27 protein-coding genes are annotated in these 25,315 nt (G+C 61.6%); 11 read left to right on the plus strand and 16 right to left on the minus strand.

From position 1 onward, the window contains the following. Positions 1-16 precede the first annotated feature (16 nt). The 3 genes from thrC to ACOYNB_RS10125 all read right to left on the minus strand — a co-directional run bounded on the left by thrC (position 17) and on the right by ACOYNB_RS10125 (position 4,115). A complete protein-coding gene (gene thrC, locus ACOYNB_RS10115; RefSeq protein ID WP_422838965.1) occupies positions 17-1,438 on the minus strand; it encodes a threonine synthase in 1,422 nt (473 codons plus the stop codon). A gap of 20 nt (positions 1,439-1,458) precedes the next feature. Next, on the minus strand, positions 1,459-2,781 hold the full coding sequence (locus ACOYNB_RS10120; protein WP_422839007.1) for a homoserine dehydrogenase: 1,323 nt from the start codon (positions 2,779-2,781) through the stop codon (positions 1,459-1,461). Positions 2,782-2,879: 98 nt separating this feature from the next. Next, positions 2,880-4,115, minus strand: a complete 1,236-nt coding sequence (locus ACOYNB_RS10125) for a pyridoxal phosphate-dependent aminotransferase (protein WP_422838966.1) — start codon at positions 4,113-4,115, stop codon at positions 2,880-2,882. Between the two features lie 113 nt (positions 4,116-4,228). On the opposite strand from ACOYNB_RS10125, the gene ACOYNB_RS10130 reads away from it, so the two are divergent. The 3 genes from ACOYNB_RS10130 to ACOYNB_RS10140 all read left to right on the plus strand — a co-directional run bounded on the left by ACOYNB_RS10130 (position 4,229) and on the right by ACOYNB_RS10140 (position 7,247). Further along, positions 4,229-4,609, plus strand: a complete 381-nt coding sequence (locus ACOYNB_RS10130; protein WP_422838967.1) for an Mth938-like domain-containing protein — start codon at positions 4,229-4,231, stop codon at positions 4,607-4,609. Between the two features lie 98 nt (positions 4,610-4,707). Continuing rightward, a complete protein-coding gene (locus ACOYNB_RS10135; RefSeq protein WP_374256752.1) occupies positions 4,708-5,187 on the plus strand; it encodes a peroxiredoxin in 480 nt (159 codons plus the stop codon). A gap of 287 nt (positions 5,188-5,474) precedes the next feature. After that, positions 5,475-7,247, plus strand: a complete 1,773-nt coding sequence (locus ACOYNB_RS10140) for a PhoH family protein (RefSeq protein ID WP_422838968.1) — start codon at positions 5,475-5,477, stop codon at positions 7,245-7,247. Positions 7,248-7,318: 71 nt separating this feature from the next. Here ACOYNB_RS10140 and rlmD read toward each other — a convergent pair whose 3' ends face one another. From rlmD to surE, 4 genes are read right to left on the minus strand one after another with little or no spacing between them, the layout of a single operon-like run. Beyond that, positions 7,319-8,746, minus strand: a complete 1,428-nt coding sequence (rlmD, locus tag ACOYNB_RS10145; protein ID WP_422838969.1) for a 23S rRNA (uracil(1939)-C(5))-methyltransferase RlmD — start codon at positions 8,744-8,746, stop codon at positions 7,319-7,321. A 52-nt stretch (positions 8,747-8,798) separates the two neighbouring features. Beyond that, on the minus strand, positions 8,799-9,725 hold the full coding sequence (locus ACOYNB_RS10150; protein ID WP_422838970.1) for a peptidoglycan DD-metalloendopeptidase family protein: 927 nt from the start codon (positions 9,723-9,725) through the stop codon (positions 8,799-8,801). Positions 9,726-9,769: 44 nt separating this feature from the next. Continuing rightward, a complete protein-coding gene (locus ACOYNB_RS10155) occupies positions 9,770-10,669 on the minus strand; it encodes a protein-L-isoaspartate O-methyltransferase family protein (protein WP_422838971.1) in 900 nt (299 codons plus the stop codon). Beyond that, the gene (gene surE / locus ACOYNB_RS10160) at positions 10,666-11,415 is read right to left on the minus strand and encodes a 5'/3'-nucleotidase SurE (RefSeq protein ID WP_374256760.1); all 750 of its coding nucleotides are present in this window, start codon (positions 11,413-11,415) and stop codon (positions 10,666-10,668) included. The genes ACOYNB_RS10155 and surE overlap by 4 nt, the downstream gene beginning before the upstream one ends. A gap of 198 nt (positions 11,416-11,613) precedes the next feature. Here surE and ACOYNB_RS10165 point away from each other — a divergent pair, with 198 nt between their 5' ends. Then, positions 11,614-12,261: a LuxR C-terminal-related transcriptional regulator gene (locus ACOYNB_RS10165; RefSeq protein WP_422838972.1), complete on the plus strand. Its 648-nt coding sequence runs from the start codon at positions 11,614-11,616 to the stop codon at positions 12,259-12,261. Here ACOYNB_RS10165 and ACOYNB_RS10170 read toward each other — a convergent pair whose 3' ends face one another. Both ACOYNB_RS10170 and ACOYNB_RS10175 read right to left on the minus strand, forming a co-directional pair. Continuing rightward, the gene (locus ACOYNB_RS10170) at positions 12,262-14,076 is read right to left on the minus strand and encodes a GspE/PulE family protein (RefSeq protein ID WP_422838973.1); all 1,815 of its coding nucleotides are present in this window, start codon (positions 14,074-14,076) and stop codon (positions 12,262-12,264) included. It abuts the gene before it with no gap. Beyond that, positions 14,073-14,846 (minus strand): methyltransferase domain-containing protein, encoded by a 774-nt coding sequence (locus ACOYNB_RS10175; RefSeq protein ID WP_422838974.1) that lies wholly within the window; start codon positions 14,844-14,846, stop codon positions 14,073-14,075. The genes ACOYNB_RS10170 and ACOYNB_RS10175 overlap by 4 nt, the downstream gene beginning before the upstream one ends. A 27-nt stretch (positions 14,847-14,873) precedes the next feature. On the opposite strand from ACOYNB_RS10175, the gene ACOYNB_RS10180 reads away from it, so the two are divergent. Together ACOYNB_RS10180 and ACOYNB_RS10185 are read left to right on the plus strand one after the other, a co-directional pair. Next, positions 14,874-15,413, plus strand: a complete 540-nt coding sequence (locus tag ACOYNB_RS10180) for a DNA-deoxyinosine glycosylase (protein WP_422838975.1) — start codon at positions 14,874-14,876, stop codon at positions 15,411-15,413. Continuing rightward, positions 15,410-16,105: a phosphatase PAP2 family protein gene (locus tag ACOYNB_RS10185; RefSeq protein ID WP_422838976.1), complete on the plus strand. Its 696-nt coding sequence runs from the start codon at positions 15,410-15,412 to the stop codon at positions 16,103-16,105. The genes ACOYNB_RS10180 and ACOYNB_RS10185 overlap by 4 nt, the downstream gene beginning before the upstream one ends. Here ACOYNB_RS10185 and ACOYNB_RS10190 read toward each other — a convergent pair. From ACOYNB_RS10190 to ACOYNB_RS10205, 4 genes are read right to left on the minus strand one after another with little or no spacing between them, the layout of a single operon-like run. Then, positions 16,087-16,941: a TatD family hydrolase gene (locus ACOYNB_RS10190; protein ID WP_422838977.1), complete on the minus strand. Its 855-nt coding sequence runs from the start codon at positions 16,939-16,941 to the stop codon at positions 16,087-16,089. The two genes, ACOYNB_RS10185 and ACOYNB_RS10190, sit on opposite strands and share 19 nt — an antisense overlap. A 23-nt stretch (positions 16,942-16,964) precedes the next feature. Then, the gene (lolD, locus tag ACOYNB_RS10195) at positions 16,965-17,648 is read right to left on the minus strand and encodes a lipoprotein-releasing ABC transporter ATP-binding protein LolD (protein ID WP_422838978.1); all 684 of its coding nucleotides are present in this window, start codon (positions 17,646-17,648) and stop codon (positions 16,965-16,967) included. Continuing rightward, on the minus strand, positions 17,648-17,857 hold the full coding sequence (locus ACOYNB_RS10200; RefSeq protein WP_374256773.1) for a DUF2788 domain-containing protein: 210 nt from the start codon (positions 17,855-17,857) through the stop codon (positions 17,648-17,650). The genes lolD and ACOYNB_RS10200 overlap by 1 nt, the downstream gene beginning before the upstream one ends. Before the next feature lie 10 nt (positions 17,858-17,867). Then, complete coding sequence (locus tag ACOYNB_RS10205; protein WP_422838979.1) at positions 17,868-19,121, minus strand: lipoprotein-releasing ABC transporter permease subunit; 1,254 nt, start codon at positions 19,119-19,121, stop codon at positions 17,868-17,870. Positions 19,122-19,157: 36 nt separating this feature from the next. Here ACOYNB_RS10205 and ACOYNB_RS10210 point away from each other — a divergent pair, with 36 nt between their 5' ends. Beyond that, entirely contained in the window at positions 19,158-20,162 is a 1,005-nt protein-coding gene (locus ACOYNB_RS10210; protein WP_422838980.1) for a hypothetical protein, read from the plus strand. A gap of 51 nt (positions 20,163-20,213) precedes the next feature. Then, complete coding sequence (gene recJ / locus ACOYNB_RS10215) at positions 20,214-21,932, plus strand: single-stranded-DNA-specific exonuclease RecJ (RefSeq protein ID WP_422838981.1); 1,719 nt, start codon at positions 20,214-20,216, stop codon at positions 21,930-21,932. Between the two features lie 23 nt (positions 21,933-21,955). Here recJ and ACOYNB_RS10220 read toward each other — a convergent pair whose 3' ends face one another. The 3 genes from ACOYNB_RS10220 to flgA all read right to left on the minus strand — a co-directional run bounded on the left by ACOYNB_RS10220 (position 21,956) and on the right by flgA (position 23,537). Further along, on the minus strand, positions 21,956-22,339 hold the full coding sequence (locus ACOYNB_RS10220) for a hypothetical protein (RefSeq protein ID WP_422838982.1): 384 nt from the start codon (positions 22,337-22,339) through the stop codon (positions 21,956-21,958). 23 nt (positions 22,340-22,362) lie between these two features. Then, a complete protein-coding gene (flgM, locus tag ACOYNB_RS10225; RefSeq protein WP_374256781.1) occupies positions 22,363-22,671 on the minus strand; it encodes a flagellar biosynthesis anti-sigma factor FlgM in 309 nt (102 codons plus the stop codon). Between the two features lie 131 nt (positions 22,672-22,802). Continuing rightward, on the minus strand, positions 22,803-23,537 hold the full coding sequence (flgA, locus tag ACOYNB_RS10230; protein WP_422838983.1) for a flagellar basal body P-ring formation chaperone FlgA: 735 nt from the start codon (positions 23,535-23,537) through the stop codon (positions 22,803-22,805). Positions 23,538-23,706: 169 nt separating this feature from the next. Between flgA and flgB the strand changes: the two genes are divergently transcribed. From flgB to ACOYNB_RS10245, 3 genes are read left to right on the plus strand one after another with little or no spacing between them, the layout of a single operon-like run. Further along, complete coding sequence (gene flgB / locus ACOYNB_RS10235) at positions 23,707-24,144, plus strand: flagellar basal body rod protein FlgB (RefSeq protein WP_422838984.1); 438 nt, start codon at positions 23,707-23,709, stop codon at positions 24,142-24,144. 23 nt (positions 24,145-24,167) lie between these two features. Further along, the gene (gene flgC / locus ACOYNB_RS10240; protein ID WP_374256787.1) at positions 24,168-24,578 is read left to right on the plus strand and encodes a flagellar basal body rod protein FlgC; all 411 of its coding nucleotides are present in this window, start codon (positions 24,168-24,170) and stop codon (positions 24,576-24,578) included. 41 nt (positions 24,579-24,619) lie between these two features. Then, positions 24,620-25,273, plus strand: a complete 654-nt coding sequence (locus tag ACOYNB_RS10245; RefSeq protein WP_422838985.1) for a flagellar hook assembly protein FlgD — start codon at positions 24,620-24,622, stop codon at positions 25,271-25,273. Positions 25,274-25,315 lie beyond the last annotated feature (42 nt).

Here is a 25,315-nt window from a genome sequence, read left to right on the forward strand (position 1 = left end):
CTGCGCTCCGACCCGATCAGTCGTTGCAGTGCTGGGTGATGTAGTCCTTGACCGTTTGGGCGCTGTTGGGCACCACCACGAAACGCTTGGGCAGCGACTCCAGACCATCGAGGCCCTTGATCCAGTGAGGACGCTCGGGCTGACGACCCGTGGCTTCGACGATGGTTTCGGCAAACTTGGCAGGCAAGGCGGTTTCCAACACCAGCATGGTCACGCCGGGCTTGACGTGCTCGCGCGCCACCTTCAGTCCGTCGGCCGTGTGGGTGTCGATCATCACGCCAAAACGCTCGAAGGTGTCCTTGATGGTGGCCAGGCGGTCGCTGTGCTTGCTGGTGCCCGACACGAAACCGTAGCCCGGCACCTTGGCGAACTCGTCGGCAGACAGGTGGAACTCGCCTTGCTGCTCGATGGCGTCCTTGAACAACGCCTTCACGCGCGCACCGTCACGCCCCAGCAGGTCGAACACGAAGCGCTCGAAATTGGATGCTTTGGAGATGTCCATCGAGGGCGACGAGGTTTCGTACGTTTCGGCGCTGCCACGCACGCGGTAACTGCCGGTGCGGAAGAACTCGTCGAGCACGTTGTTCTCGTTGGTGGCCACGACCAGTTGGTCAACGGGCAGGCCCATCATGCGGGCCACGTGGCCGGCGCAGACGTTGCCGAAGTTGCCCGACGGCACCGTGAAGCTGACCTTCTCGGCGTTCGACTTGGTGGCGTAGAAGTAGCCAGCGAAGTAGTACACGACCTGGGCCAGCAAACGAGCCCAGTTGATCGAGTTGACCGTGCCGATCTTGTACTTGCGCTTGAACTCCAGGTCGTTGGAAACGGCCTTGACGATGTCTTGTGCATCGTCGAACACGCCTTCCACGGCCAGGTTGTGAATGTTGGGGTCCTGCAGGCTGAACATCTGCGCCTGCTGGAAGGGGCTCATGCGGCCATTGGGCGAGAGCATGAACACACGCACGCCCTTTTTGCCGCGCATGGCGTATTCGGCCGCGCTGCCGGTATCCCCCGAGGTGGCGCCCAGGATGTTGAGTTGCTCACCACGGCGACCCAGTTCGTACTCGAACAGGTTGCCCAGCAGTTGCATGGCCATGTCCTTGAAGGCCAGCGTGGGGCCATTGGACAGGGCTTCCAGTGCCAGACCGGGCTCCAGTGGCTTCAAGGGCGTGATCTCGTCAAAGCCATACACCGACTTGTTGTAGGTGCGGGCCGTGATGTCCTTCAGGTCGGCGGCCGGGATGTCGTCGATGTAGAGCGACAGCACTTCAAACGCCAGCTCGGCATAGCTCAGGCCGCGCCACTTGGTGAGCGTGGCGTCGTCCACCTTCGGGTAAGCCACAGGCAGGTACAAGCCACCATCGGGTGCCAGACCTTCAAGCAAGATTTCGCAGAAGTGGCGTTCGGTCTTGTCACCGCGGGTACTGATGTATTTCATGGTCACTCCAGCAGCGGCGATCAGGCCAGCTCTTCCTTGCGCAGCTTGACGATGGGGGCCAGCACGGTGGGCAGGGCCTGCATCGCGGCCAGGGCCGTGTTCATGGCACCTTCCTTGGTGTCGTGCGTCAGGATGATCAGGTCGGTCTGGTTGCCGCCCTCACCGCTCACCTCATCGGCTTCGCGCTGGATCACGGCGTCGATGCTGATGCCTTGTTCAGCCAGGATGCCGGTGATCTTGGCCAGCACGCCGGCCTTGTCGGCCACGCGCAGGCGCAGGTAGAAGGACGTGACCACTTCTTCGATCGACAGGATGGGCAGGGTCGACAGCGCGTCGGGCTGGAAGGCCAACGCGGGCACGCGCGAAGCGGCCGGTGCGGCGATCTGGCGAGCAATGTCCACCAGGTCAGCCACCACCGCCGAAGCGGTGGGTTCAGAGCCAGCGCCCTTGCCGTAATACATGGTGGTGCCCACGGCATCGCCTTGCACCAGCACGGCGTTCATGGCGCCTTCCACATTGGCGATCAGGCGCTTCATCGGCACCAGCGTGGGATGGGTACGCAGTTCCACGCCGTTGTCGCGGCGACGGGCGATGCCCAGCAACTTGATGCGGTAGCCCAGTTGCTCGGCGTACTTGATGTCGGTGGCGGACAGCTTGGTGATGCCCTCCACGTGAGCCTTGTCGAACTGCACGGGGATACCGAACGCGATGGCGCTCAGCAGCGTGGCCTTGTGTGCCGCATCCACGCCTTCGATGTCAAAGGTGGGATCGGCTTCGGCGTAACCCAGACGTTGGGCTTCTTTCAGCACCACATCGAAGTCCAGGCCCTTGTCACGCATTTCGGACAGGATGAAGTTGGTGGTGCCGTTGATGATGCCGGCCACCCATTGGATTTGGTTGGCGGTCAGGCCTTCACGCAGGGCCTTGATGATGGGAATGCCACCGGCCACAGCCGCTTCAAACGCCACCATCACGCCCTTGTCACGGGCTGCGGCAAAGATTTCAGTGCCATGCACGGCCAGCAGCGCCTTGTTGGCGGTGACCACATGTTTGCCGGCGGCAATGGCTTCGAGCACCAGGGCCTTGGCGATGCCATAGCCACCGATCAGCTCAACCACCACGTCGATGTCGGGGTTGGCGATCACGGCGCGTGCGTCATTGACCACCTGAGCTGCGTCGCCCACGATCTCCTTGGCGCGATCGACGTTCAGGTCAGCGACCATGGCGATTTCGATGCCACGACCGGCGCGACGACGAATTTCTTCCTGGTTGCGGCTCAACACTGTGAAGGTGCCGCCACCGACCGTACCGATACCCAGCAGACCGACTTTGACGGGACGCAGTTGTTCTTGGCTCATATGGTTCTCTTCTCTCGCAGCGCGCCGCCTCGTGGGCGGCGCAACAAATTCAAAAATGGGTAATCAGGGCGCGCAGCGTGGCATCACACCGTGGATGTGCCGTGACGCTTGCGATACCCCTCCAGGAAGCGGGCAATGCGGTTGATGGCCTCAGCCAGATCGTCACTGTTGGGCAAGAAGACCAGACGGAAGTGGTCGGGGTGCGCCCAGTTGAAGCCCGTACCTTGCACGATCAGCACCTTCTCTTCGGCCAGCAACTCGTAGGCGAACTGCTGATCGTCAGCGATCGGGTAGATCTTGGGGTCCAGACGCGGGAACATGTACAGCGCGCCCTTGGGCTTGACCACGCTCACACCGGGGATCTTGTTGAGCATCTCGAACGCCAGGTCGCGCTGCTTGCACAGGCGCCCGCTCGGTGCCACCAGATCCTTGATGCTTTGGTAGCCACCCAGCGCCGTCTGGATCGCCAGCTGACCCGGGGTGTTGGCACACAGGCGCATCGACGCCAGCATGTTCAGCCCCTCGATGTAGTCCTTGGCGTGGCGCTTCTCACCCGACACCACCATCCAGCCGGCACGGTAACCGCACGAACGATAGTTCTTCGACAGACCATTGAAGGTCAGGAACAACACATCATCGGCCAGCGAGGCCATGGACGTGTGGGTGTTGCCATCGAACAGGGTCTTGTCGTAGATCTCATCGGCCAGCACGATGAGCTGATGCTCACGGGCCACCTGGATAATTTCCTTCAACAGGCTCTCGGGGTACAGCGCACCCGTCGGGTTGTTGGGATTGATGACGACGATGGCCTTGGTACGAGGCGTGATCTTGGCGCGGATGTCTGCGATATCCGGATTCCAGTCGTCGGCTTCGTCGCACACATAGTGCACGGGACGCCCCCCCGACAGCGACACCGCAGCGGTGTAGAGCGGGTAATCCGGCGACGGCAGTAGCACCTCATCGCCCTCATTGAGCATGGCATTGAGGGCCATCACGATCAACTCGGACGCGCCGTTGCCCAGGTACACGTCATCGACTGTGACGCCCTGAATGCCCTTTTCCTGGCAGTAATGCACCACCGATTTGCGCGGGGCAAAGAGCCCCTTGGAATCGGTGTAACCCGCCGCGCCCGACAGATTACGGATCATGTCCTGCACGATCTCGTCTGGCGGCTCCAGCCCGAACACGGCCAGATTGCCAATGTTGAGCTTGATGATCTTGTGCCCGTCTTCTTCCATCTGGCGCGCCTTCTCCAGCACGGGCCCACGGATGTCATAACAGACGTTGGCGAGTTTGCTGGACTTGGTAACGGGTTTCAAGACGGACTCCAGGACGGACGAAAGGAGGGAAAGCTAGAATTTAACCACACCCGCTCCCCGCACGATGCACCTGGGCACGACGATGGGGCGGGCTTTTTGCCTTTTTATGCACCATGAAACTGCATGCCGACCGCGCCGAAGGCGTCAATGTCATCCATGCCTGTGACGTTCAATCGGTTTCCGTCAACGGAACCCGCTACGCCCACAGCATCCTCATCCCCCACACCGGGGACATTCAGCGCTGGACTCCCGCCAGTGCAACCGATCTGCAGGCGGCAGACTTGGAGGCATTGGCAGCACTCCAGCCCGAAGTGGTCATCCTCGGCACAGGCCAACGTCAGCAATTCCTGCACCCACGCCTGATGGCCGCCCTGCTGCAAGCCCGCATCGGCGTTGAGACCATGGACACCACGGCCGCATGCCGCACCTACAACGTGCTCGCAGCAGAAGGCCGCCGAGTTCTGGCAGCGCTCTTGATCGAATCGAGCGAGTGAGCAGCCCCCTCTACTCGGTGTCCGCCCCCAGTGCTCAGGAGCCCCCGCGAACCGCTTATAATGGAAGGCTATTCAAGCAGGTAGCTGATCTCTAGAACATGACACCCGCCCTCAACAAACCTTTGCCGGAATTCGAGGCCGTCGCGACTGGCGGCGTGAAATTCACGCCCCAAGGCTATATCGGTCGAACCGTGGTGCTGTACTTCTATCCGAAGGACCACACCCCAGGCTGCACCACTGAAGCCATGCAATTCCGCGACATGCACAAGGAATTCGTCCAGGCTGGTGCCGTGGTGTTCGGCGTCTCGCGCGACAACCTGGCGTCCCACGACAAGTTCAAGGAAACCTTGGAGTTGCCTTTTGAACTGATCGCTGACACGGAAGAAAAGCTGTGTCACATGTTCGGCGTGGTCAAGAACAAGATCATGTACGGCAAGAAGGTCAAGGGCATCGAGCGCTCGACCTTCCTGATCGGCCCCGATGGCGTACTGCGTGAAGAATGGCGCGGCATCAAGGTCGCCGGCCACGTAGAAGAAGTGCTGAAGTCTGTTCAAGGCATGAAGCAAGAAGCAGCCTGAGCCAACTCGCTCGCTGTCTGAATCAAGGCGCCCATGTGGCGCCTTTTTCATGCCCGCAGATGTCGCGCCATGCAGACACCCGGCAACGCCATGACGCTGACAACGTGCAGCAGGCATGGAGTGTGCATAATGGTTTGCATGCACCTGAGCTTTTTCCAACTCGGTTCACCACTTGCCCTCACGTTGTCTTGCTGCGCCACCGGCAGCACCAAGACGACTCAGCCAAAGGCCGCACCTTGCCTGTGCGGCCTTTTTTGTTTCTGATTCATCCACTTGCGGACCTGCCTATGCCTCTGCCCAAGCCGCCCACCAAACGTGCTGACATGCTGCCGGATGACGCGTATTCCGCGCAAGCCAAGCCGGCCCGGTCCTCCAAGGCGCCTCAAAACGCCCACAAAGCCAAAGCTGCCAATGAACCCGCACTGAGTCCCTCGCTGGAATTGGTGACGCCACCACCAGCGGCACCCGTGGTGGATGCTGCGGCCCCGAGCGTTGCCAAAGTGCCTCGCAAGAACTTGGCAAAGAAAGGTAAATCCGACGTCGCGCCTGTGGTCGCAGAGCGCACCGATACGTCGCCAGCCGCCACCGAAAGCACAAGCACCAAGCCCCCGAAAGCAAAGCCCCAGACCAGTGGCACACGACGCATTCGCACCAGCGACGGCCCGCCCAAGCTGTTTGTACTGGACACCAACGTGTTGCTGCACGACCCGATGTCGCTGTTCCGCTTTGACGAACACGACATCTACCTGCCCATGATCACGTTGGAAGAGTTGGACGGGCACAAGAAAGGCATGACCGAAGTGGCGCGCAATGCTCGCCAAGTCAGTCGGGACCTGGATGCTTTGGCTGCCGACTTGAGCAATCGCCTGCAAGCCGATCCCGCTGCGGGCATTGACCTCGCCAAGACTGGGCACACCGAAGCGGGTGGCAAGCTGTACTTCCAGACGACGGGTCTGGCGGTCGAGTTGCCCATGGGTTTGCCTCAAGGCAAAGCTGACAACCAGATTCTGGGCGTGGTGCAAGCACTGCGCCACCGCCACCCTGGTCGCGATGTGGTGCTGGTGTCCAAAGACATCAACATGCGCATCAAGGCCCGTGCCCTGGGCCTGCCTGCCGAAGACTACTTCAACGACAAGACGCTGGAAGACGGCGACCTGCTGTACACCGGCGTGCTCGCCCTGCCCTCGGACTTCTGGGAGCGGCACGGCAAAGGCATGGAAAGCTGGCAGCAAGGCGGCGCCACTTACTACCGCGTCAGCGGCCCCATGGTGCCGGCCTTCATGGTCAACCAGTTTGTTTATCTCGAAAGCCCTGGCGCCACGCCTTGGTACGGCAAGGTCGCGGAAGTCACAGGCAAATCGGCCGTGTTGCGGACGCTGAAGGACTACGCGCACCAGAAGAATGCCGTGTGGGGCGTGGCCGCTCGCAACCGCGAACAAAACTTCGCGCTGAACCTGCTGATGGATCCAGAGTGCGACTTCGTGACGCTGACTGGGTCGGCAGGCACTGGCAAGACGCTGATGACCCTGGCATCGGCCCTGTCGCAGGTGCTGGACGAGCGCCGCTACACCGAGATCATCGTGACCCGTGTGACCGTGCCTGTGGGTGAGGACATCGGCTTCCTGCCCGGCACGGAAGAAGAAAAGATGTCGCCCTGGATGGGCGCGCTGGATGACAACCTGGAAGTGCTCGCCCGCGGCGACACCAGCGCAGGCGAATGGGGCCGTGCAGCCACCAATGAACTGGTGCGCAGCAAGATCAAGATCAAGAGCATGAACTTCATGCGGGGACGCACCTTCCTGAACAAGTTCCTCATCATCGACGAGGCGCAGAACCTGACGCCCAAGCAGATGAAGACCTTGATCACCCGTGCAGGCCCCGGCACCAAGATCGTCTGCCTGGGCAACCTGGCCCAGATTGACACCCCCTACCTGACCGAGGGCTCATCCGGTCTGACTTATGCGGTCGACAAGTTCAAGGGCTGGCCACACAGTGGTCACGTGACCCTGGCACGCGGCGAACGCTCGCGTCTGGCGGACTTTGCCTCTGAAGTGCTGTAAGTCGCAGCCCTTCTCCCAACAAAAAGCCGAGGTCAACGCCTCGGCTTTTTTCATGGTGATGTGGCGAACGATCAGGCGCACTCGAACACGGCCATGCTTTCCACGTGCGCCGTGTGCGGGAACATGTTGACCGCACCCGCAGACACACAACGGTAGCCCGCCTGGTGCACCAACAAGCCAGCGTCACGCGCCAGGGTGCTGGGGCTGCAGCTGACGTACACGATGCGCTTGGGCGGCACCCAGTCCGGCACCAACGTCGGGTCCTGATGCAAGTCGGCCAGGGCCTTGGCCAAGGCGAAGGCCCCTTCACGAGGTGGATCGATCAGCCACTTGTCGGCATGGCCATAGCCCGCCAGCTCTTGCGGCGTGATTTCAAACAGGTTGCGCGCCACGAAACTGGTGTTGTCGGCCACGCCGTTGTGACGGGCGTTTTCGCGCGAACGCGCCACCAGGGTTTCGCTGCCTTCGATGCCCAACACCTCGCGCGCCTGGGTGGCCAAGGGCAACGTGAAGTTACCCAGACCGCAGAACCAGTCGATGACGCGCTCGCTCTTTTGCACCTGCAGCAGGCGCAGCGCACGCCCCACCAACACTTGATTGATGGCGTGATTGACCTGCGTGAAGTCGGTCGGTTTGAACGGCATGGTGATGCCGAACTCGGGCAAGGTGTAATCGAGCTTGGGCGCCGATTCGTCCAGCGGGTGAACGGTATCCGGCCCCTTGGGCTGCAACCACCAGGACAGCGTTTCCTGACCGCCTTCAGCGGGACTGTGGTGCGCGGCAAAGTCCAGCAGACGCTGCGTGTCCGCGGCAGTCAGGGGCTCCAGATGACGCAGCACCAGCACGGTCACCTGCGTGCCCACCGCCACCTCGATCTGGGGTAGGCGATCGCGCTGGTCCATGCTGCCGATCAGCTCGCGCAGCGGCACCAACAGACGACTGACGTGTGGGGGCAGGATTTCGCAGGAGCGCATGTCGGCCACGTAGCGCGATTTGCGCTCGTGGAAGCCCACCAGCACCGTGCCTTTCTTGGCCACGTAACGCACCGACAGGCGACCGCGGTAGCGGTAGCCCCAGGCGGGCCCTTCGATGGGACGCAGCAGGGTTTCGGCCTTGACCTTGCCCAGATGCCACAGGTTGTCTTCCAGCACACGCTGCTTGACAGCCACTTGGGCGCTGGCATGGAAATGCTGCATCTTGCAGCCGCCGCACAAGCCGAAGAATTCACACTTCGGAGTCACACGCTGCGAGCTGTCACGACGACGGTCGGTCATCGTGGCCTGCTCCCAGTTGTTCTTGCGGCGGGTCACGCTGACACGCACCTCTTCGCCGGGCAAGGCATCTTCAATGAAGACCACCTTGCCATCGGCACGGTGGGCCACGCCCTGGGCTTCGAGATCCAGGGATTCAACCTTCAGCCACTCCAGGTGCGGCGGAACGGATGCCACCTCGGCTTCAGCAGGGGCGGCAGAAACAGAAACGGGGGATGATTCGCTCATCCCCCGATTGTCTCAGGACTCTGGGCCGATCCGAAAACCGGCATGAAACGACTTAACGAGCAGGCAGTTGCCTGACCGGGTCAATCGGCTTGCCCTGCTTGCGGATTTCAAAGTGCAGTTGCACGCGATCCGCGTCGGTGGCGCCCATCTCGGCGATCTTCTGGCCCTTGCGCACCACCTGATCTTCCTTGACCAGCAAGGTCTGGTTGTGCGCGTAGGCGGTCAGGTAGTCACCGGTGTGTTTGATGATGACCAGGTTGCCGTAGCCGCGCAAGCCGGAGCCGGCATACACCACGCGCCCGTCACCGGCGGCCACCACAGGGTCCCCAGCCTTGCCTGCAATGGCCACGCCTTTGCGCTTGCCCTCTTCAAACTGGCCAATGATGGCGCCATTAGCGGGCCAGATCCAGGCAGGTTCGTCAGCGTCCTTGCTGTCCTTGGCATCTTTGGATGTGTCACGGGCATCGGAGGCAGAGGCGGCCGACGACGACGCAGCATTGGACGATGCCACGGGTGGGGTCGGCTTGGCACCGGCGGAGGCAGCCGACGCAGGCTTTCCGGCCTCCAACGGACGCGCCTCGATGCGAGACGACGTAATCGGTTTGGCCGCAACGACCGGGGCCGCAGCAGCACCAGCCTCAGCGACCGGCGGCACCACACGCAGCACCTGCCCCACTTCGATCAAATTGGGGTTGGTGACACTGTTCCAGGTAGCGATGTCCCGCCACGTCTGGCCTGTTTCCAAACCAATTCGGATGAGCGTGTCACCGGGCTTGACGGTGTAGTAACCGGGCTTGCCAGCATTTTCAGCACCAGGCGGCAGACGCACGGGCTGCGACGAAGTGATGGGCGCAGCAGGCGTAGAGCCCGTGCGAACCCGATCATCCACCGGCGCACGATGGTTGGGAGATGCACAACCGGCCAGCACAGCCACAACGGCCAGAGCGGAGGCCAGACGACAGATAGAGGTCATGGACATGTAGAGGTTCGATTGACGCCACCAGAAAGTGGCGTCATTCAAGATCACGTGGTGCCAGATTTTAGGGGGACGAACAAGACCGCGCCGGCACGACTGTATTGCAAAGAACCATCCGGCAAGCGATCCAGCACGGTCAATACCTGCCCGGCCCCCTCTTGAGTGGGCGCCACCAACCGACCACCAGGCGCCAGTTGGTCCACCCAAGCCTGAGGCAAAGCCGATCCACCCGCAGCCGCAATGATGGTGTCATAGGGCGCGTGAGGGGTGTGCCCCACCATGCCATCCCCGTAAATCAGACGGATTTCTGGCCATTGTGGCAGGACCGATCGCATTTGCTCCAGGTTGGTGCGAGCCTTGGCATGCAAATCATGCAAACGCTCGATCGACACCACTCTGCTGGACAAGTAGGCCAGCAAAGCAGCCTGGTACCCGCAGCCCGTGCCAATCTCCAGGCAGCGCCCGAGAGGTGGCCGCACGGGCGTTACGCCCATCTCGGCGCCATTCAAACCGGGGCGCACACACAGCAATTGCATCATGGCAGCGACCACGGAGGGTTTGGAGATCGTTTGGCCCAAGCCGATCGGCAGGCTGGTGTCTTCATAAGCCTGATTGACCAAGGCGGTGTCCACGAACATGTGTCGCGGCACGGCAGCAAACGCTTCCAGCACACCCGCGTGACTGATGCCATCGGCCATCAAGCGCTCCACCATGCGTCGGCGCACGTGCACCGAATCCAGACCGAGGCCTTGTGGTGCGTGTTGCCGGCGGCGTTCGCGCTCGACGGCTTGCAGATGTGCCTGGGGCCTCAACAGTTCAGGCGCTTTGGGCGGAACGCGCACCCCGGATGAGGACGAAGGACGAGGCCCATGAGACCGGCTGGCTGCAAGCTGATCCAGTTGCAGCGGAAAGCGTCGTGGCTTGCGGTCCGATGGGCTTTGACTCATCTGGGCTCCAACCAAGTCTGCCAGGCGGGCAGACGCTGATGATCGGTCATGTCGACTTGCAGCGGGGTGATGGAGACCTGACCGCTGCGTACGGCATGGAAGTCCGTTCCCTCACCGTCTTCGCGTGCTTCACCGGCTGGGCCAATCCAGTAGAACAGATCGCCGCGGGGGTTGGCTTGCGCGACGGCTGGGAAACTGGCATGGCGACGGCCCAGTCGGGTGATCGCCCAAGGCGCCTGATCGGCTGTGGCCATGGCTGGAATGTTGACGTTGAGCAACCACGGCGCCTTGGCGGGCGGATGTGCCAACACGTGGTCAATCACCCGGCGCGCCACACGCGCTGCCACATCCAGATGGCCCCAGCCTTTGTCAACCAGCGAAAAGGCGATGGCAGGAATCCCGAACAGATACCCTTCGGTCGCTGCAGCCACGGTGCCGGAGTACAAGGTGTCGTCGCCCATGTTGGCGCCGTTGTTGATGCCGGACAGCACCAGATCAGGCTTGGGAATCAGGCCGGCCGTCAGCGCCAAATGAACACTGTCAGATGGCGTGCCACTCACATAGCGAAAGCCGTTGGGCGCCGTGTGCAAACTCAATGGCTGATGCAGGGTCAGCGCATTGGACGTTCCGCTGGCGTTGCGCTCAGGCGCAAACACATCAATCGTGCCAAGGCCTTGGCACGCCTCGACCAAGGCGGCAATCCCCGGGGCCAGATACCCGTCGTCGTTGGCAATCAGAATTCGCATGCGGTGATTGTAGAAGCGTCGTGTCGTCACAGTGACAAAACACCCCAGTCTCGGGTTTCGGCCGTAGCGGGATGGGGCCATCGTCTGATAATGTCGCGCAACAGCACCCCAGCAGGGCCAACTCCAACGCACTGATCCCCAAGAGGTGATCAGCACAACCACAGCAGTTTTCACAAAGGCTGCGTCGGCAGGACCGCCATGACCGTCAAGGTATTGATTCTGGAAGACAACCCCGTTGCACGAGGCTTCTTGTGCAAGGTGGTTCACGAAAGTCTCAGCGATGTCAGCGAGATCACCGAGGTCGCAGACCTGGAATCCGCACGTCGCGAATTGGGCTATGCCGCAGGCAACCGTGCACCGGTCGGCCCAGAGCCTTATCAACTGATTCTGGTTGACCTGGAACTACCGGACGGCAGCGGCCTGGAAATGCTGCGTGAGTTGTCGGCCTACCCTGCCACGCGCATCGTCACCACGCTGTATGCGGACGACGAGCATCTCTACCCTGCACTGCAGATGGGCGCTCATGGTTACCTGCTCAAGGAAGACCGCTTTGAGATTCTGGTGGAAGAGTTGCAAAAGATCGTGCGAGGTCATCCCCCGCTGTCGCCTGCGATCGCCCGCCGTTTGCTGACCCATTTCCGCGCAGGCGAACAAGGCAGCCACAGTGGGCCCGCACTGCCGGAAGCAGAATCGCTGACACAACGTGAAGCCGATGTGCTGACTTACCTGAGCAAAGGCTTCACGGTCAAAGAGATTGCGTCGCTGATGGGGCTCAAATGGTTCACCGTCAACGACCACATCAAGGCCGTCTACAAAAAACTGTACGTTTCAAGCCAGCAGGCGTGATCAGGCTTCCCACTGAGGGGTGTTGCGCAACACCTCATCGAGTGTGGTGAGGCCCTCTGCCACCTTCATGATCCCGGACAGGCGCAGGGGCCGCAGCCCTTCTCGCGCTGCCGTCTGCCTGATCTTGCGCATGTCGATTTCGGGGTGCATCGCTGCGCGAACGCCCTCGGTGACGGGCAGCAACTCGTACAAGCCCACCCGTCCTTTGAAGCCGGTCATGCGGCAGTCCAGGCATCCGACTGGCTTGTACGGTTGCAGCTTGCCATTGAGCCGCCAAGGCTTGATCGCGTCGGCCAAGTCCTCTGCATCGAGTTGATCGTCTGGCTGTTTGCACGCCGGGCAAAGTGTGCGCACCAAACGCTGCGCGAGCACGCCAATGACCGTGGCACTGATGAGGTAGCTGGGAACGCCCAGATCGGTCATCCGTGTGATGGCCGAGGCTGCATCATTCGTGTGCAGGGTCGAGAAGACCAGATGCCCGGTGAGCGCGGCCTGCGTCGCCATTTCAGCGGTCTCCAGGTCACGGATTTCACCAACCATGATGATGTCGGGGTCCTGACGCATCAGCGCCCGCAAGCCGTCAGCGAAGTTCAGGTCAATGGTGGACTGAACCTGCGTCTGATTGAACGCAGGCTCGATCATTTCGATCGGGTCTTCGATGGTGCAGACGTTGACCTCATCGGTCGCCACGCGCTTGAGCGTGGAGTACAGCGTCGTGGTTTTACCCGAGCCCGTCGGACCGGTCACCAAAATGATGCCGTGCGAGCGACCCACGAGTTGTTCCCACGTCTGGACCTCGGCCTGGGCAAAGCCCAGCGCATCAAATGACTTGATGGTGTTGTCAGGATCAAAGATCCGCATCACCAGCTTTTCGCCAAAAGCCGTCGGCATGGTGGACAAACGCATTTCAACTTCATCACCACCCGGGTTGCGCGTCTTGATGCGGCCGTCGAGCGGGCGGCGCTTCTCCACCACGTCCATGCGGCCCAGCAGTTTGATCCGCGCGACCATGGCCTGCATCACCGACAGAGGCACCTGATAAACGGTATGCAACACGCCATCAATGCGGAAGCGCATGGCTCCCATTTCCCGACGAGGCTCGAGGTGGATGTCGGAAGCACGCTGGTCAAACGCGTACTGCCACAACCAGTCCACGACCTGAATGATGCCTTGATCGTTGGCGTCTAGTTGCCGGTTGGACTTGCCCAACTCGACCAACTGCTCGAAATTGTGCGCCACCGAGTCACCGGACTTTTTGTTGGCGTCCTTGACGGAACGCGCCAAGGTGTAGAACTCGGTGCGATAGCGCTGAAGGTCCAGCGGGCTGGCCACCACCAGCTTGACGGTCTTGCGGGTGTGCGCCTCGATTTCCTCGACCCAGGCGGTATCCAGCGGCTCGCAGGTGGCAATCGTGATGTCGTGCAGCCCGAACTGCACCGGCAAGGCACGGCGGCGCTCGGCATAGTTGATGGACATGATGTCCCCCACACGGGAGACTTCGACCTTGAGTGGGTCAATGCGCAGGTAGGGTAGCCCCACTCGGCGTGCCAGCCATTCGGTCAAGGGTTCCAGGTCCAGCGTGCCCGACGTGTCGGCGCGCTTGAGGCCCAGTCCGGCAATCCGCACCAAGGGATGCTGCGCACTGTCGCCTGCAGCAAAACGCTGCGCCACCGTCTGGGCATCCTGTGGTGACAGCACCTTGTCTTCGGTCAGCCAGTTGAGCAGCAACCGCCAATCCAGCAAGCCTTTGTGTGGAATGGCCGCTCGCGCAGCAGATGGGGCTGAAACGGCAGAAGACGAGGCGGCAGCGGTCATGTCTTGGCAGGGCGCGGTGAGGTCTGAAACGTAGACAGAAGCTTGACCCATTTTGGCGCAGGCAACTGATAGCGTGCTTGTAAAGTTTCTGCACGTTGCACCAAGGTGTCACGGTCTGGCAAGTCGAACCCTTTCCATGCCAACACGATGGTGTTGCCGTCCGTGGTGGGCTTGAGCTTGGCAACCCGGTGTTCGCCAAACGCCGCCTGAATGCGCGCTGCACTGCGCTCGAAACTGGCATCTCGCCCGAACAGGTTGACGGTCATGACGCCCCCGTCATCGAGCACGCGCCAGCACGCGCGATAGAAGTCCTCGTCGTCCAGCACCGGGCTGGCGGCCTCGTGGTCGTACAAGTCCACACACAGGGCGTCGGCACTGGCGACATGGTCATTGTGGATGACATAGCGCGCGGCATCTGCCTGAATGACACTCAGTCGCTCATCGTCGTCGGGCAAATGAAACCAGTTGCGGCACACCGAGATGACTTGCGGATTGATCTCAACCGCAGTGGTCGGGAGTCGCAAGACGCTGTGGCAGTACTTGGTGATGGCCGATGCGCCCAGGCCCAATTGCAGGCACCGCGTTTCAGACAACTCGGCAGGGTCACGCAGCAACAGCCAGGACATCATGCGCTGGATGTACTCCAACTCCAGCTTTTGCGGCTGTCGGATGCGCATGGCGCCTTGAATCCAGGGCGTTTCAAGGTGGAGATAGCGCACGCCCCGCTCTTCGGAGATCGTGGCTTCGGGCAAGGTAGGTTTCCGTTTCACGCCGGCGAGTGTGGCACAGTCGCGGGCATGGTTTGCACCTCATCCCGAACAGCGTCATCGCCACGCCTGCAAGGACTGGCACCGATCTGGCGCGCCGACGCCAAGCTTTTGATTCTGGGCAGCTTCCCGAGCGTGGCTTCTTTGGCGTCACAGCAGTACTACGCGCATCCGCGCAACCATTTCTGGCCCCTGCTGTCGGCCATTTGGGGGCTGCATGGGGTGGCTGCACTGTCATCACTCCCCTATGCCAACCGTCTTCCGATCGTTCAGGCCCATGGGGTGGCCATTTGGGATGTGTATGCCGGATGCCTGCGCGAGGGCAGTCTCGACAGCGCCATCGAGGCCGCCGAGCTGAATGACCTGCCCGGATGGATGGCACGATCACCGCATTTGCGCGCCATTGCCCACAACGGTGGCGAGTCCGCTCGGCACATGAAGATCACTCGGTCTCTGGGCCTGCCGGTTTTCAAGCTGCCATCAACCAGCCCTGCGAACGCCTCGTGGTCTTTCGAGCGCAAACTCCAGGCATGGCGAGAGGTGTTCATTCAGGCAGGCGTGGCGTCATGAAAAGAGTTTTGCACCGTCTTCGCCACAACGTCGAAGCCCAACTGCTATGGCCTCTGGGGCTGGCAACCGGCACCTTATGGGGGTTTCTGGCTCTGGCCAACGGCATGACCAGCGGCGCCACGCGTGCTGCTGACGCATGGATTCTTCAATGGTGCCGGTCAGCAGGAGCCCATGGCGGCGCATGGGGCCCCGCCTGGCTGCCGGACGTCATGCGCGACATCACCGCGCTGGGCAGCCCCACGGTGCTGATCCTGGTGGGCACGGCGGTGTGGGCATATTTGCTGTTGGCCAGGCAGACCCGGATGGCATGGCTGTCTGCACTATCTTGCTTGGGAGGGTGGGCCACCAGCACGGCCCTGAAAGGGGTCTTCATGCGTGAGCGACCCGAGTTCAGCTTTCACGGCACGCTGGCGGGCGGCTACAGCTTCCCCAGCGGTCACGCCATGATGTCGGCCATCGTGTTTCTGACACTGGCGATGTTGATCGCGCGATTGGCGCCACGCACTCGCCTGCGCCTGTACGCCATGGGCGTGGCCACCTTGCTGAGCGGGCTGGTGGGCATGTCCAGAGTCTATCTGGGTGTCCACTGGGCATCTGACGTGGTAGCGGGCTGGATGGCCGGTGTGGCCTGGGCGTTGTTGGTGTGGGCAATTGCCCACTGGCTGCAGATTGGTCAGGAAGACAGTCGCTGAACAAGCCGCTGCAATTTGGGCAGTGCGGCCAGTGTGTTGGCTTCGGTTTGCTGTTCGGTGTGCGCCAGGCTCCAACAGCGTAGCAAAGCCAAGGTTTCAGCCATGCGGGGTAGCTCGGCAGGCTCATTACGACTGTGCTGCCCTGCCGCGCGCTGCGCTGCGGTTTTGTACAACCAATGCGGCGGGATGTCCGGGGCATCGGTCTCCAAGACGATGGCCTCTGCGGGCACATCTGCTGCCAAGCGCCGGATCTGCAGCGCACGGTCGTAAGTCACGGCCCCGCCAAATCCAAGCTTGAAGCCCAACTCGATGAAGGCTTGCGCCTGTTGCAAGCTGCCATTGAATGCGTGTGCAATACCGCCCGCAACGGGCCGCCCCGCCTCTCGACAACGTCGCAAATGCTTGAGCAAGATGTCGGCGCTGCGACGGACATGCAAGATGACGGGCAGGTCATGTTCAGCCGCCAGGATCAACTGTTCCGCATAGAAATGCTCCTGGCGTGCACGGTGCGCCGCATCTTGCCAAGCAGGGATGAACGCATCCAGACCGATCTCGCCCACGGCAACCAGACGCGGGTCATCCACCGAGGCTGCCAAGGCCACACGCAGCTGGTGCAAAGCGTCGTCCGGTTCGTGATCCACATACAGGGGATGAATACCCAGGGCATACGCGCCCTGCGACTGGACGGCCACCTCACGCGCCGAGTCAAAGGTCCGAGTTGACACTGCCGGAATGACCACCATGCCGACGCCTGCAGCAACGGCCCGGGACACCACCGCAGCACGGTCTGCGTCGAACTCCGGCGCGTCAAGGTGGCAATGGCTGTCGATCCACATGGGGCCGCCCTGCCGTGCCGGGTTCAGTCTGAGAAGCGGCCGCTGACCAACTGGTGGCGCACCGCGCAACGTGCCGCCAGACTCGGGTCGTGGGTCACCATGACCACGGATGTGCCTTGATCGGCGGCCAACTGGAGCATCAAGTCGAACACGGCGTCAGCCGTGACGCGATCGAGGTTGCCGGTAGGTTCGTCAGCCAGGACGCAAGCGGGTTGCGTCACCAGCGCTCGGGCCACGGCCACACGTTGCCGCTCGCCGCCCGACAGCTCAGACGGACGATGCTCGACGCGGTGCCCCAGCCCGACCCGGTCCAGCCACAGGTGCGCCTGCTCGCGGGCCTGTGCCAGCGATTGACGACGGATGAGCAGCGGCATGGCCACATTGTCGAGCGCACTGAACTCGGGCAAGAGGTGGTGAAACTGGTAGATGAAGCCGAGGTGCTGGTTGCGCCACACGCCCTGTTCGGCCGCACTCATGCCCGACAGGTCCCGGCCCATCAACGCGACGCTTCCGCTGGAGGGAGCATCCAGTCCGCCCAGCAAATGCAACAGCGTGCTCTTGCCTGAACCCGAGGCACCGACAATCGCGACCGTTTGTCCGCGTTGCACCTTGAGATCAACGCCTTGCAGGATCGTGACATCCAGTGCGCCCTCGTGAAAGCGCTTGACCAGGCCCTGAGCGAGCAGGATGGGGGTGTCCGTGTTCATCAGATGTTCAGCAACCAGGCAATGATGTTCTTGGCCACAAAACCGAGCACACCGAAGCCCAGCACCAGGAACAGGACAAAGGTGCCGAACTTGCCCGCTTTGGACTCACGCGCCAGCTGCAAGATGATGAACATCATGTAGAGGATGAAGGCGCTCACGCCAATCGTCATGCCCCAATGCGCAATTTGCTCTTCCGTCAAACCAAACATATCTAACCGTTCATTCGTAACGCAGTGCTTCGGCGGGCTGAACGCGACTGGCGCGCCAACTCGGGTACAAGGTGGCCGCCAGAGACAGCACCAGCGAAATCAACCCGATCGGGACGATGTCTGACCACTGCGGATCAGAGGGCATCTTGCTGATCAGGTAGATGCTGCCAGGCAGAAAACTCACACCCAGCATGTGTTCGATGGCCGGCACGATCACGTCGATGTTGAAGGCCACCAGCAAACCCAGACCGAGTCCGCCCAGCGTACCCAAAATGCCCGACATGGCCCCCTGCACCATGAAAATGCCCATGATGGAACGGGGGCTGGCCCCCAAGGTGCGCAAGATGGCGATGTCCGCGCGTTTGTCGGTCACGGTCATCACCAGCGTGGAAACCAGATTGAAGGCAGCCACGGCCACGATCAGCGTGAGGATGATGAACATCATGCGCTTTTCGACCTGAACGGCATCAAACCAGTTTCGGTTGGTGTGCGTCCAATCGCGCACGATGTACTGCGCCCCCAGTGACTGGGCCAGTTCGTTGGCCACGGCGCGGGCCTGCTGAGCGTCTTTGAGCTTGAGCTGCACGCCCGTCGGGCCTCCGGTGCGGAACAAACGCGCCGCATCGTCGGCATGCATGAGCACCAAGCTGCTGTCGTATTCGTAGTGACCGGCGTTGAATACGCCCACCACCGTGACCTGCTTGAGCCGGGGCACCACACCGGCCGGTGTCACCTGCCCGCTGGGCGCCACCACGGTGAGCGGATCGCCTTCCCGCACCCCCAGAGATCGCGCCAGCTCTTCACCAATGACCACCCCCCACTGCCCGCTTTGCAAGCGGGCAAAGGTGCTTTGCATGGCCGCAGCGAGGGGCGTCACCGAGGCTTCTTCGGCCGGAACGATGCCGCGCACCATCACGCCGCGCATGTCTTCGCCGCGAGCGATCAGAGCCTGAGCAGGCACGAAAGGCGCTGCACCGATGACGGCAGGGTTCTGGCGCGCCTGGTTGGCAACCGCCTTCCAGTCCAGCAACTGGCTTCCGTAGGCGTCGTACACCTCAATGTGAGCCACGACGGAGAGCATGCGATCACGCACTTCTTTTTGGAAGCCATTCATCACCGACAGCACGATGATGAGGGCCGCCACCCCCAAAGTGATGCCCAAAATGGACACCCCGGAGATGAAAGAAATGAAACCGTTGCGGCGTGCAGAGCGGCTGGCGCGCGTGTATCGCCAGCCCACGCGCCATTCATAAGGCAAGTTCATGGTGTGGGAAGTGTACTCATTCGATAATCCCGTCCTATGCCTGCGTCTTCTTTGTCGTCTTCTGCCCCCCCACAACACTGGGTCATCCCGTATGCGGCCAGTCTGTCCGAACCCTGCGTGCAGGCCCTGCCTCATCTGGATCAATTGCCGCTGCCGCACCTGCATCGTCTTTTAGAACAACTGCGCCCCCTTTCAACGCAGACCGGCGACGAATACGCCCTGTCCATGCCGCACGAGTGCGTGCTGGCTGCTGCCATGGCCTGGCCCCTGGATGACGGTCATCAGCCTTGGGCCAGTTGGTGGGCCCGGCAAGATGGCGTGACACTGGAGCCGGGCAAGGTTTGGGGCCTGCTGAGCCCAGGGCATTGGTTGATGGGGCGCGACCATCTGACGCTGCTGGATCCCGAGTCGCTCGACTTGAGTGCGACAGAGTCCCAGGCGCTGATGGAGGCCATTCGTCCGCTGTTTGAAGAAGACGGCTGGACCCTGCTGTGGGGTGCGCCCACCCGCTGGTACGCCGCACACCCATCGCTGGAGGGGTTGCCCACGGCCTCGCTGGACCGTGTTGTAGGACGGAACCCCGACGTCTGGCTGACCGATCACCCCCAGGCACGCCCCCTGCGCCGACTGCAAAGTGAGGTGCAAATGCTGTTGTATCAACACCCCATCAACGATGAACGAGAAGCCTCGGGGCTACCCTCTGTGAATTCATTTTGGCTATCGGGCGTGGGTCGCCCCCCTCAGATACAGGCGATACCAGAGCACATCCACGTATGCCCCCACCTCCGCACAGCCATGTTGACGGACGACATGCACGGTTGGCTGGAGGCTTGGGCGCAACTGGACCGTGACATCCTGGGGCCGCTTTGTGAGCGGCTGAACCGAGGGGAGCCATTTCAACTCACGCTGTGCGGCGAGCGTCAAGCCGTCACACTCGCCACGGTGCCTGCAGAAAGCTGGGTTCGCTCGTGCTGGCAAGGCATCCAGCGGCTGTGGCGGCCCAAGACACGGCCACTTAGCAGCCATTTGCGTGTGCTTTGAGCATGCCGCCCCGCCCTCATCCGTTACAGATCACCGCCTGACAAGGACGTCATGAAACTCACCGCACGCGACGTGCCGCCACGTACCGCCTGGTCGCTGGAACAAGCTGGCGTACACCCTCTTATGGCTCGCCTGTTTGCAGCACGCGGCATTCAAGCCATGGATGAGCTGGATGACAGCCCTGCCCGCCTGCTCCCCCCTAGCGATCTGCTAGGAGCCAAGGAAGCGGCCACCCTGCTGGCGGACGCCATCTCGCAAGGCCAGCGTCTGTGCATCGTGGCGGACTACGACTGCGATGGCGCAACCGCCTGTGCCGTGGGTCTGCGAGGCTTGCGCATGCTGGGGGCGCAACCGCATCAGCTGAGCTACGTGGTGCCCGATCGTGCGGTGCATGGATATGGGCTGACGCCCCCCATCGTGGATTTGGTTCAGGCTCAGCGGGCCGATGTGCTCATCACGGTGGACAACGGCATGGCCAGCCACGAAGCCGTTCGCCTGGCCCGCAGCCGGGGCATGCGTGTGGTCATCACCGACCACCATTTGCCGGTCGTGCTGGACAACGGTGAGGTGAGCCTGCCCGAAGCCGATGTGATCGTGAATCCGAACCAGCCAGGCTGCCCCTTCGCCAGCAAGGCCTTGGTGGGCGTGGGCGTGATGTTCTACATCTTGCTGGCCATGCGAGCTGAGCTTCGCCAACGTGGCGCGTTTGACGCCAGCAACCAGCCCCGCATTGATGCGCTGCTGGACTTGGTGGCACTGGGTACCATCGCCGACGTCGGGCGACTCGACACCAACAATCGGCGACTGGTTGCGCAGGGGCTCAAACGCATTCGGGCTGGCCGCATGCAAGCCGGCATGGCTGCGCTGTATGCGGCGGCAGGCCGAGACCCATCGCGCGCCACCAGTCAGGACTTTGGCTTTGCCATCGGTCCGCGCGTCAACGCAGCAGGACGCCTCGCTGAAATGGGCTTGGGCATCGAATGCTTGCTGACCGATGATCCCGTACGGGCGCAAACGCTGGCGCAACAACTCGATGCCATCAATCGGGAACGTCGGGACCTGGAATCCGGCATGCGTGAACACGCAGAGTCTCTGCTGGAGTCTTTGATGCCGGAGGGCGATCCGCCCCCTGCCCTGACCCTGTTCGATCCCGACTTTCACGAAGGGGTCGTGGGCATCGTCGCATCACGTTTGAAAGACCGCTTGCACCGCCCGACCTTTGTGTTTGCACTGGGCCAGGATGGCTTTCTGAAAGGATCCGGTCGATCCATTCCGGGCTTTCACCTGCGAGACGCGCTGGACTTGATCAGCAAGCGCCACCCAGGCTTGCTGCGCAAATTTGGGGGGCATGCAGCGGCCGCAGGATGCACGATTGCCGAAGAAGACATCGACACCTTTGAAGAGGCTTTGGCTCGCATTGCGCATGACGGCCTGGATGCCAGCTTGCTGGCACGACAACTGGCCACCGACGGCCCACTGGACGCGCAATGGTTTACGCCAGAAACCGTGGCCCAACTGGATGCCGCCGTGTGGGGCCCGGGCTTTGATGCGCCCGTGTTCAGTGACCACGTGGAAGTGCTGGGGCAACGTCTGGTGGGAGAACGACACCTGAAACTCAGTTTGCGCGTTCAAGGCCAAGTCCGAGACGGCATCTGGTTTGGTCGCACGGAGCCCCTGCCCGCCCAAGCGCAACTGGCTTTCCGCCTCAATCTGGATGAGTTCCAGGGACGACAGCGGGTGCAAATGGTGGTGGAAGGCGCCGCCGACTGAGCCTGAGCAAGGCTCAGGCAGGCTCAACGATAGGCGTTGTTCAGCGCGCGAGCGGCAGGCGACTGCCCAAGAGCGCCATAGGTGTCGGAGGATTGGTCAGGGAACAAAGCCCCCAAGGTACGCCCCAATGAACCCGTGGCCTGATGCACAGCGGCTTGCTGCCCCTGTATGCGTGCCTGCACTTGAATCAGGCGCTGCCGCAACTCTGGCGACAGCGGGGCAACACCGGCCCGCGCAGCTTCGCCAAAAACATCCAGTGATTCGGACAAACTTTGCTGAAACCGAAGACTTTGCGCCTCGATTTGGGCTGGATCTGCAGAAACGAAAGCCGCTTCCAAAGCGTCAAGGCATGACTGAATATCAGCAACACGTGCCGATACCCGGTCATGCACAGAATGACAATCCATGCCAGCTTTCTTTCAAATCAGGCTCAAGCGGTCTGGCGTGGTTGCAGCAGATCGCGTGCGTTGCTGATCAGCTTGTCAGCGATCACTTCTGCATTGACTTCGTACGTGCCGTCGTCAATGGACTGCTTGACGCTGGACACCTTGCCCGCATCAAAATCGCCTGCCTGACCAGCCATCAGCCCAGCGGCTGCAGCAGAGAGTGTGACGGTTGCACTCTGGCCAATACCCCCATCCGATGACTTCGCCTTGCTGGACGAGGTCGTCGTGGTGGCACCCTCGGTGCGGGGCGCGATGCCGCCTAACGCCTTATCTAATGGGTTGCCAATCTTCATGATGTACTCCTTGCCCCGGTAAGTTCCAGGTGCTCACACAGGCCTTATCGGCGAGCAAGAACCAGACTTTAATGCCCAAATGGACATACCCCGCAGGTACGGGGGATTTTCCGGGATGCGGGACAACGGTATCACAATATGAGTTCAGCGACACGTTCTGCAACAGGTTGGGCGCACACGATGCGACCATTATCCATGCGGATACGGGCGCACTGACCTTCGTCTCCGTGGGTAAGGGCTGTGCCTTCGGCCCCGACGGCAAAGCCAGCGCCGCGCACCTTCAGTTGCACGGGATCCCCGGCCGCAAACCATCGCCGGGCCTTGAAGTCATCTTGCCGGATGCTCTGACCAGGCTCAACTTGCCGCAGCACCGTCCGTCCAACCACCTCGCTGAGTTGCATCACGGCTGGCGACGTTTTCTCGGCGAGATCCACCTCGGCCAGGCGGAAATCAGCTGCAACCACCGGCACACCAGGACGCAACGGCGTCACGGGGACCAACGCTTCGCCCCAAACTTTCACGGTCACTGGCCAAAACACGTTCCACCGAACCGGCCCTTGCTCGCAGCGCAGTCCGACACGGGTGCGCCCCCACATGGGCGAGCCAGCAGGCATGAAAGGCTGCACCTTGCTGCAAGGTGCCAATTTGAGTCGCGGATCCAACTGGCCCAACACCACTTCAATCCGCCAAGGCTTCTGCCCCACTGGCGCTTTCAATGTGGTCTGCTGCTTGGCCAGCAAATCTTGCACGTAGGCACCAAGGGCATCCACCCCTGGAGCATCACCGCCCACAGGCTGCGCTGCGACCGTCAGCGACAGGGCGCTGGCCACGCAGAACATCAGCCAATGAATGAGCAGCTTTTTCATGGTGCATCCAATGTACGGAGCCACGCCCCGCACATAGACAAAGAAATACAGCCTGAAAGACTGTTTATTCCGGCTCATGTTTTCGCTCCAGACGATCACCATCGGGGTCAGGCTGCATTGAGGTGCCAGCCAACGCTCGATAGACCAGCCCACCGCGGAGGGCCATACCATGCTGAACCGACTCACTGACTCGCTGAATTTCCAGGCCGAAGCGCTCAACCTGCGCTCCGAGCGTCAGCGCCTGATCGCCAGCAACATTGCCAACGCGGACACCCCCGGCTACGTCGCACGAGATTTCGATTTTGCCCAGGCCCTGCGTCAGGCCACAGGACAAGCATCCAGTGGCAGCAATGCTTTGAGCACCACCAAACTTCAAATGGCAACCAGCGGCACCGGTCACCTGACCCGGGATGGCCTGCCTGCAGGCAGCCGCGGCACACCCGACATGAATTACGCTGCACCCGCGCAAACCAACCTCGACAGCAACTCGGTGGACATGGATCGCGAGCGCGCCAACTTTGCAGACAACACCGTGCACTACGAAGCCACGCTGCGCTTCATCAACTCGACGGTGCGAACGCTCAACACGGCCATCACTGGTCAATAAGACAGTGACAGGAGGAGAGCCCCATGTCGATGTTCAAAATCTTCAACGTCTCCGGCAGCGCCGTCAGCGCGCAGTCGCAACGGCTCAATGTCGTCGCATCCAACCTGGCGAATGCGGACACCGTGGCCGGTCCTGACGGCTCTGCGTACAAGGCTCGGCAGGTGGTTTTCACCACGACCCCCATGGGCGAAGTGGGCACCGCAGGTGTCACCGTCAGCAAAGTCACCGAAGACAACACGCCCGGTCGCCGGACCTACGACCCCAAGCACCCTCAGGCCGATGCCGAGGGCTACGTGACCTACAGCAACGTCAACGCTGTGGAAGAGATGGTCAACATGATCGCCGCCTCGCGTTCCTACCAGAACAACATTGAGGTGATGAATACCGCCAAAACACTGCTGAGCAAAACCTTGCAGATGGGCCAGGGCAGCTAAGCCCTTCCCTGTCATCAGCCCCATCTGAATAAGGAATCGCCATGAGCACGACCGCAGTTTCCGGCGCCAGCGCCGCCACCACCAGCAGCACCAAGACCAGCACGACGTCAGCCACAGATGCTTCGGATCGCTTTTTGAAGTTGCTGGTGACGCAGATGCAGAACCAGGATCCGCTCAACCCGATGGACAACGCCCAGGTGACCAGCCAGATGGCGCAGATCAACACGGTCACCGGCATCGACAAGCTGAACACCACTGTCACAACGCTGAGCAGCAATCTGACTCAGATGCAGTTGCTGCAAGGTGCCAGCCTGGTCGGGCATGCGGTGCTGCTGGAAGGCAATCAACTGGCCTACAACAGCACCACAGGTAAAGCCGGCGGCGGGTATGAACTGGCATCAGCCGCGACCAAAGTGCAGATCGACATCGTCAACTCGGCGGGCACGGTCGTGGACAGCATCACGCAGACAGGCAAGGCTGCCGGTCGCCAAAGTTTCGACTGGACGCCGCCTTCCGGCACCGACACCAGCAACCTGAAATTCAAGATCACCGCCACCAGCAACAACACGGCCGTGAAGTCCACGCCGCTGATGACGGACCTGGTTGAAGCCGTGAACACCACTGACGGGAACCTGACGCTCGAGCTGAGCAACAGCGGCAGCACCGCCTACAGCAAGGTCAAGGCCATCTCCTGATCGCTCATCGGTCATCACCCTATACAGCGCAGTCACCCTGAA

It is taken from the genome of Aquabacterium sp., from assembly GCF_049317225.1.
In the GTDB taxonomy this organism is placed as follows: domain Bacteria; phylum Pseudomonadota; class Gammaproteobacteria; order Burkholderiales; family Burkholderiaceae_C; genus Aquabacterium.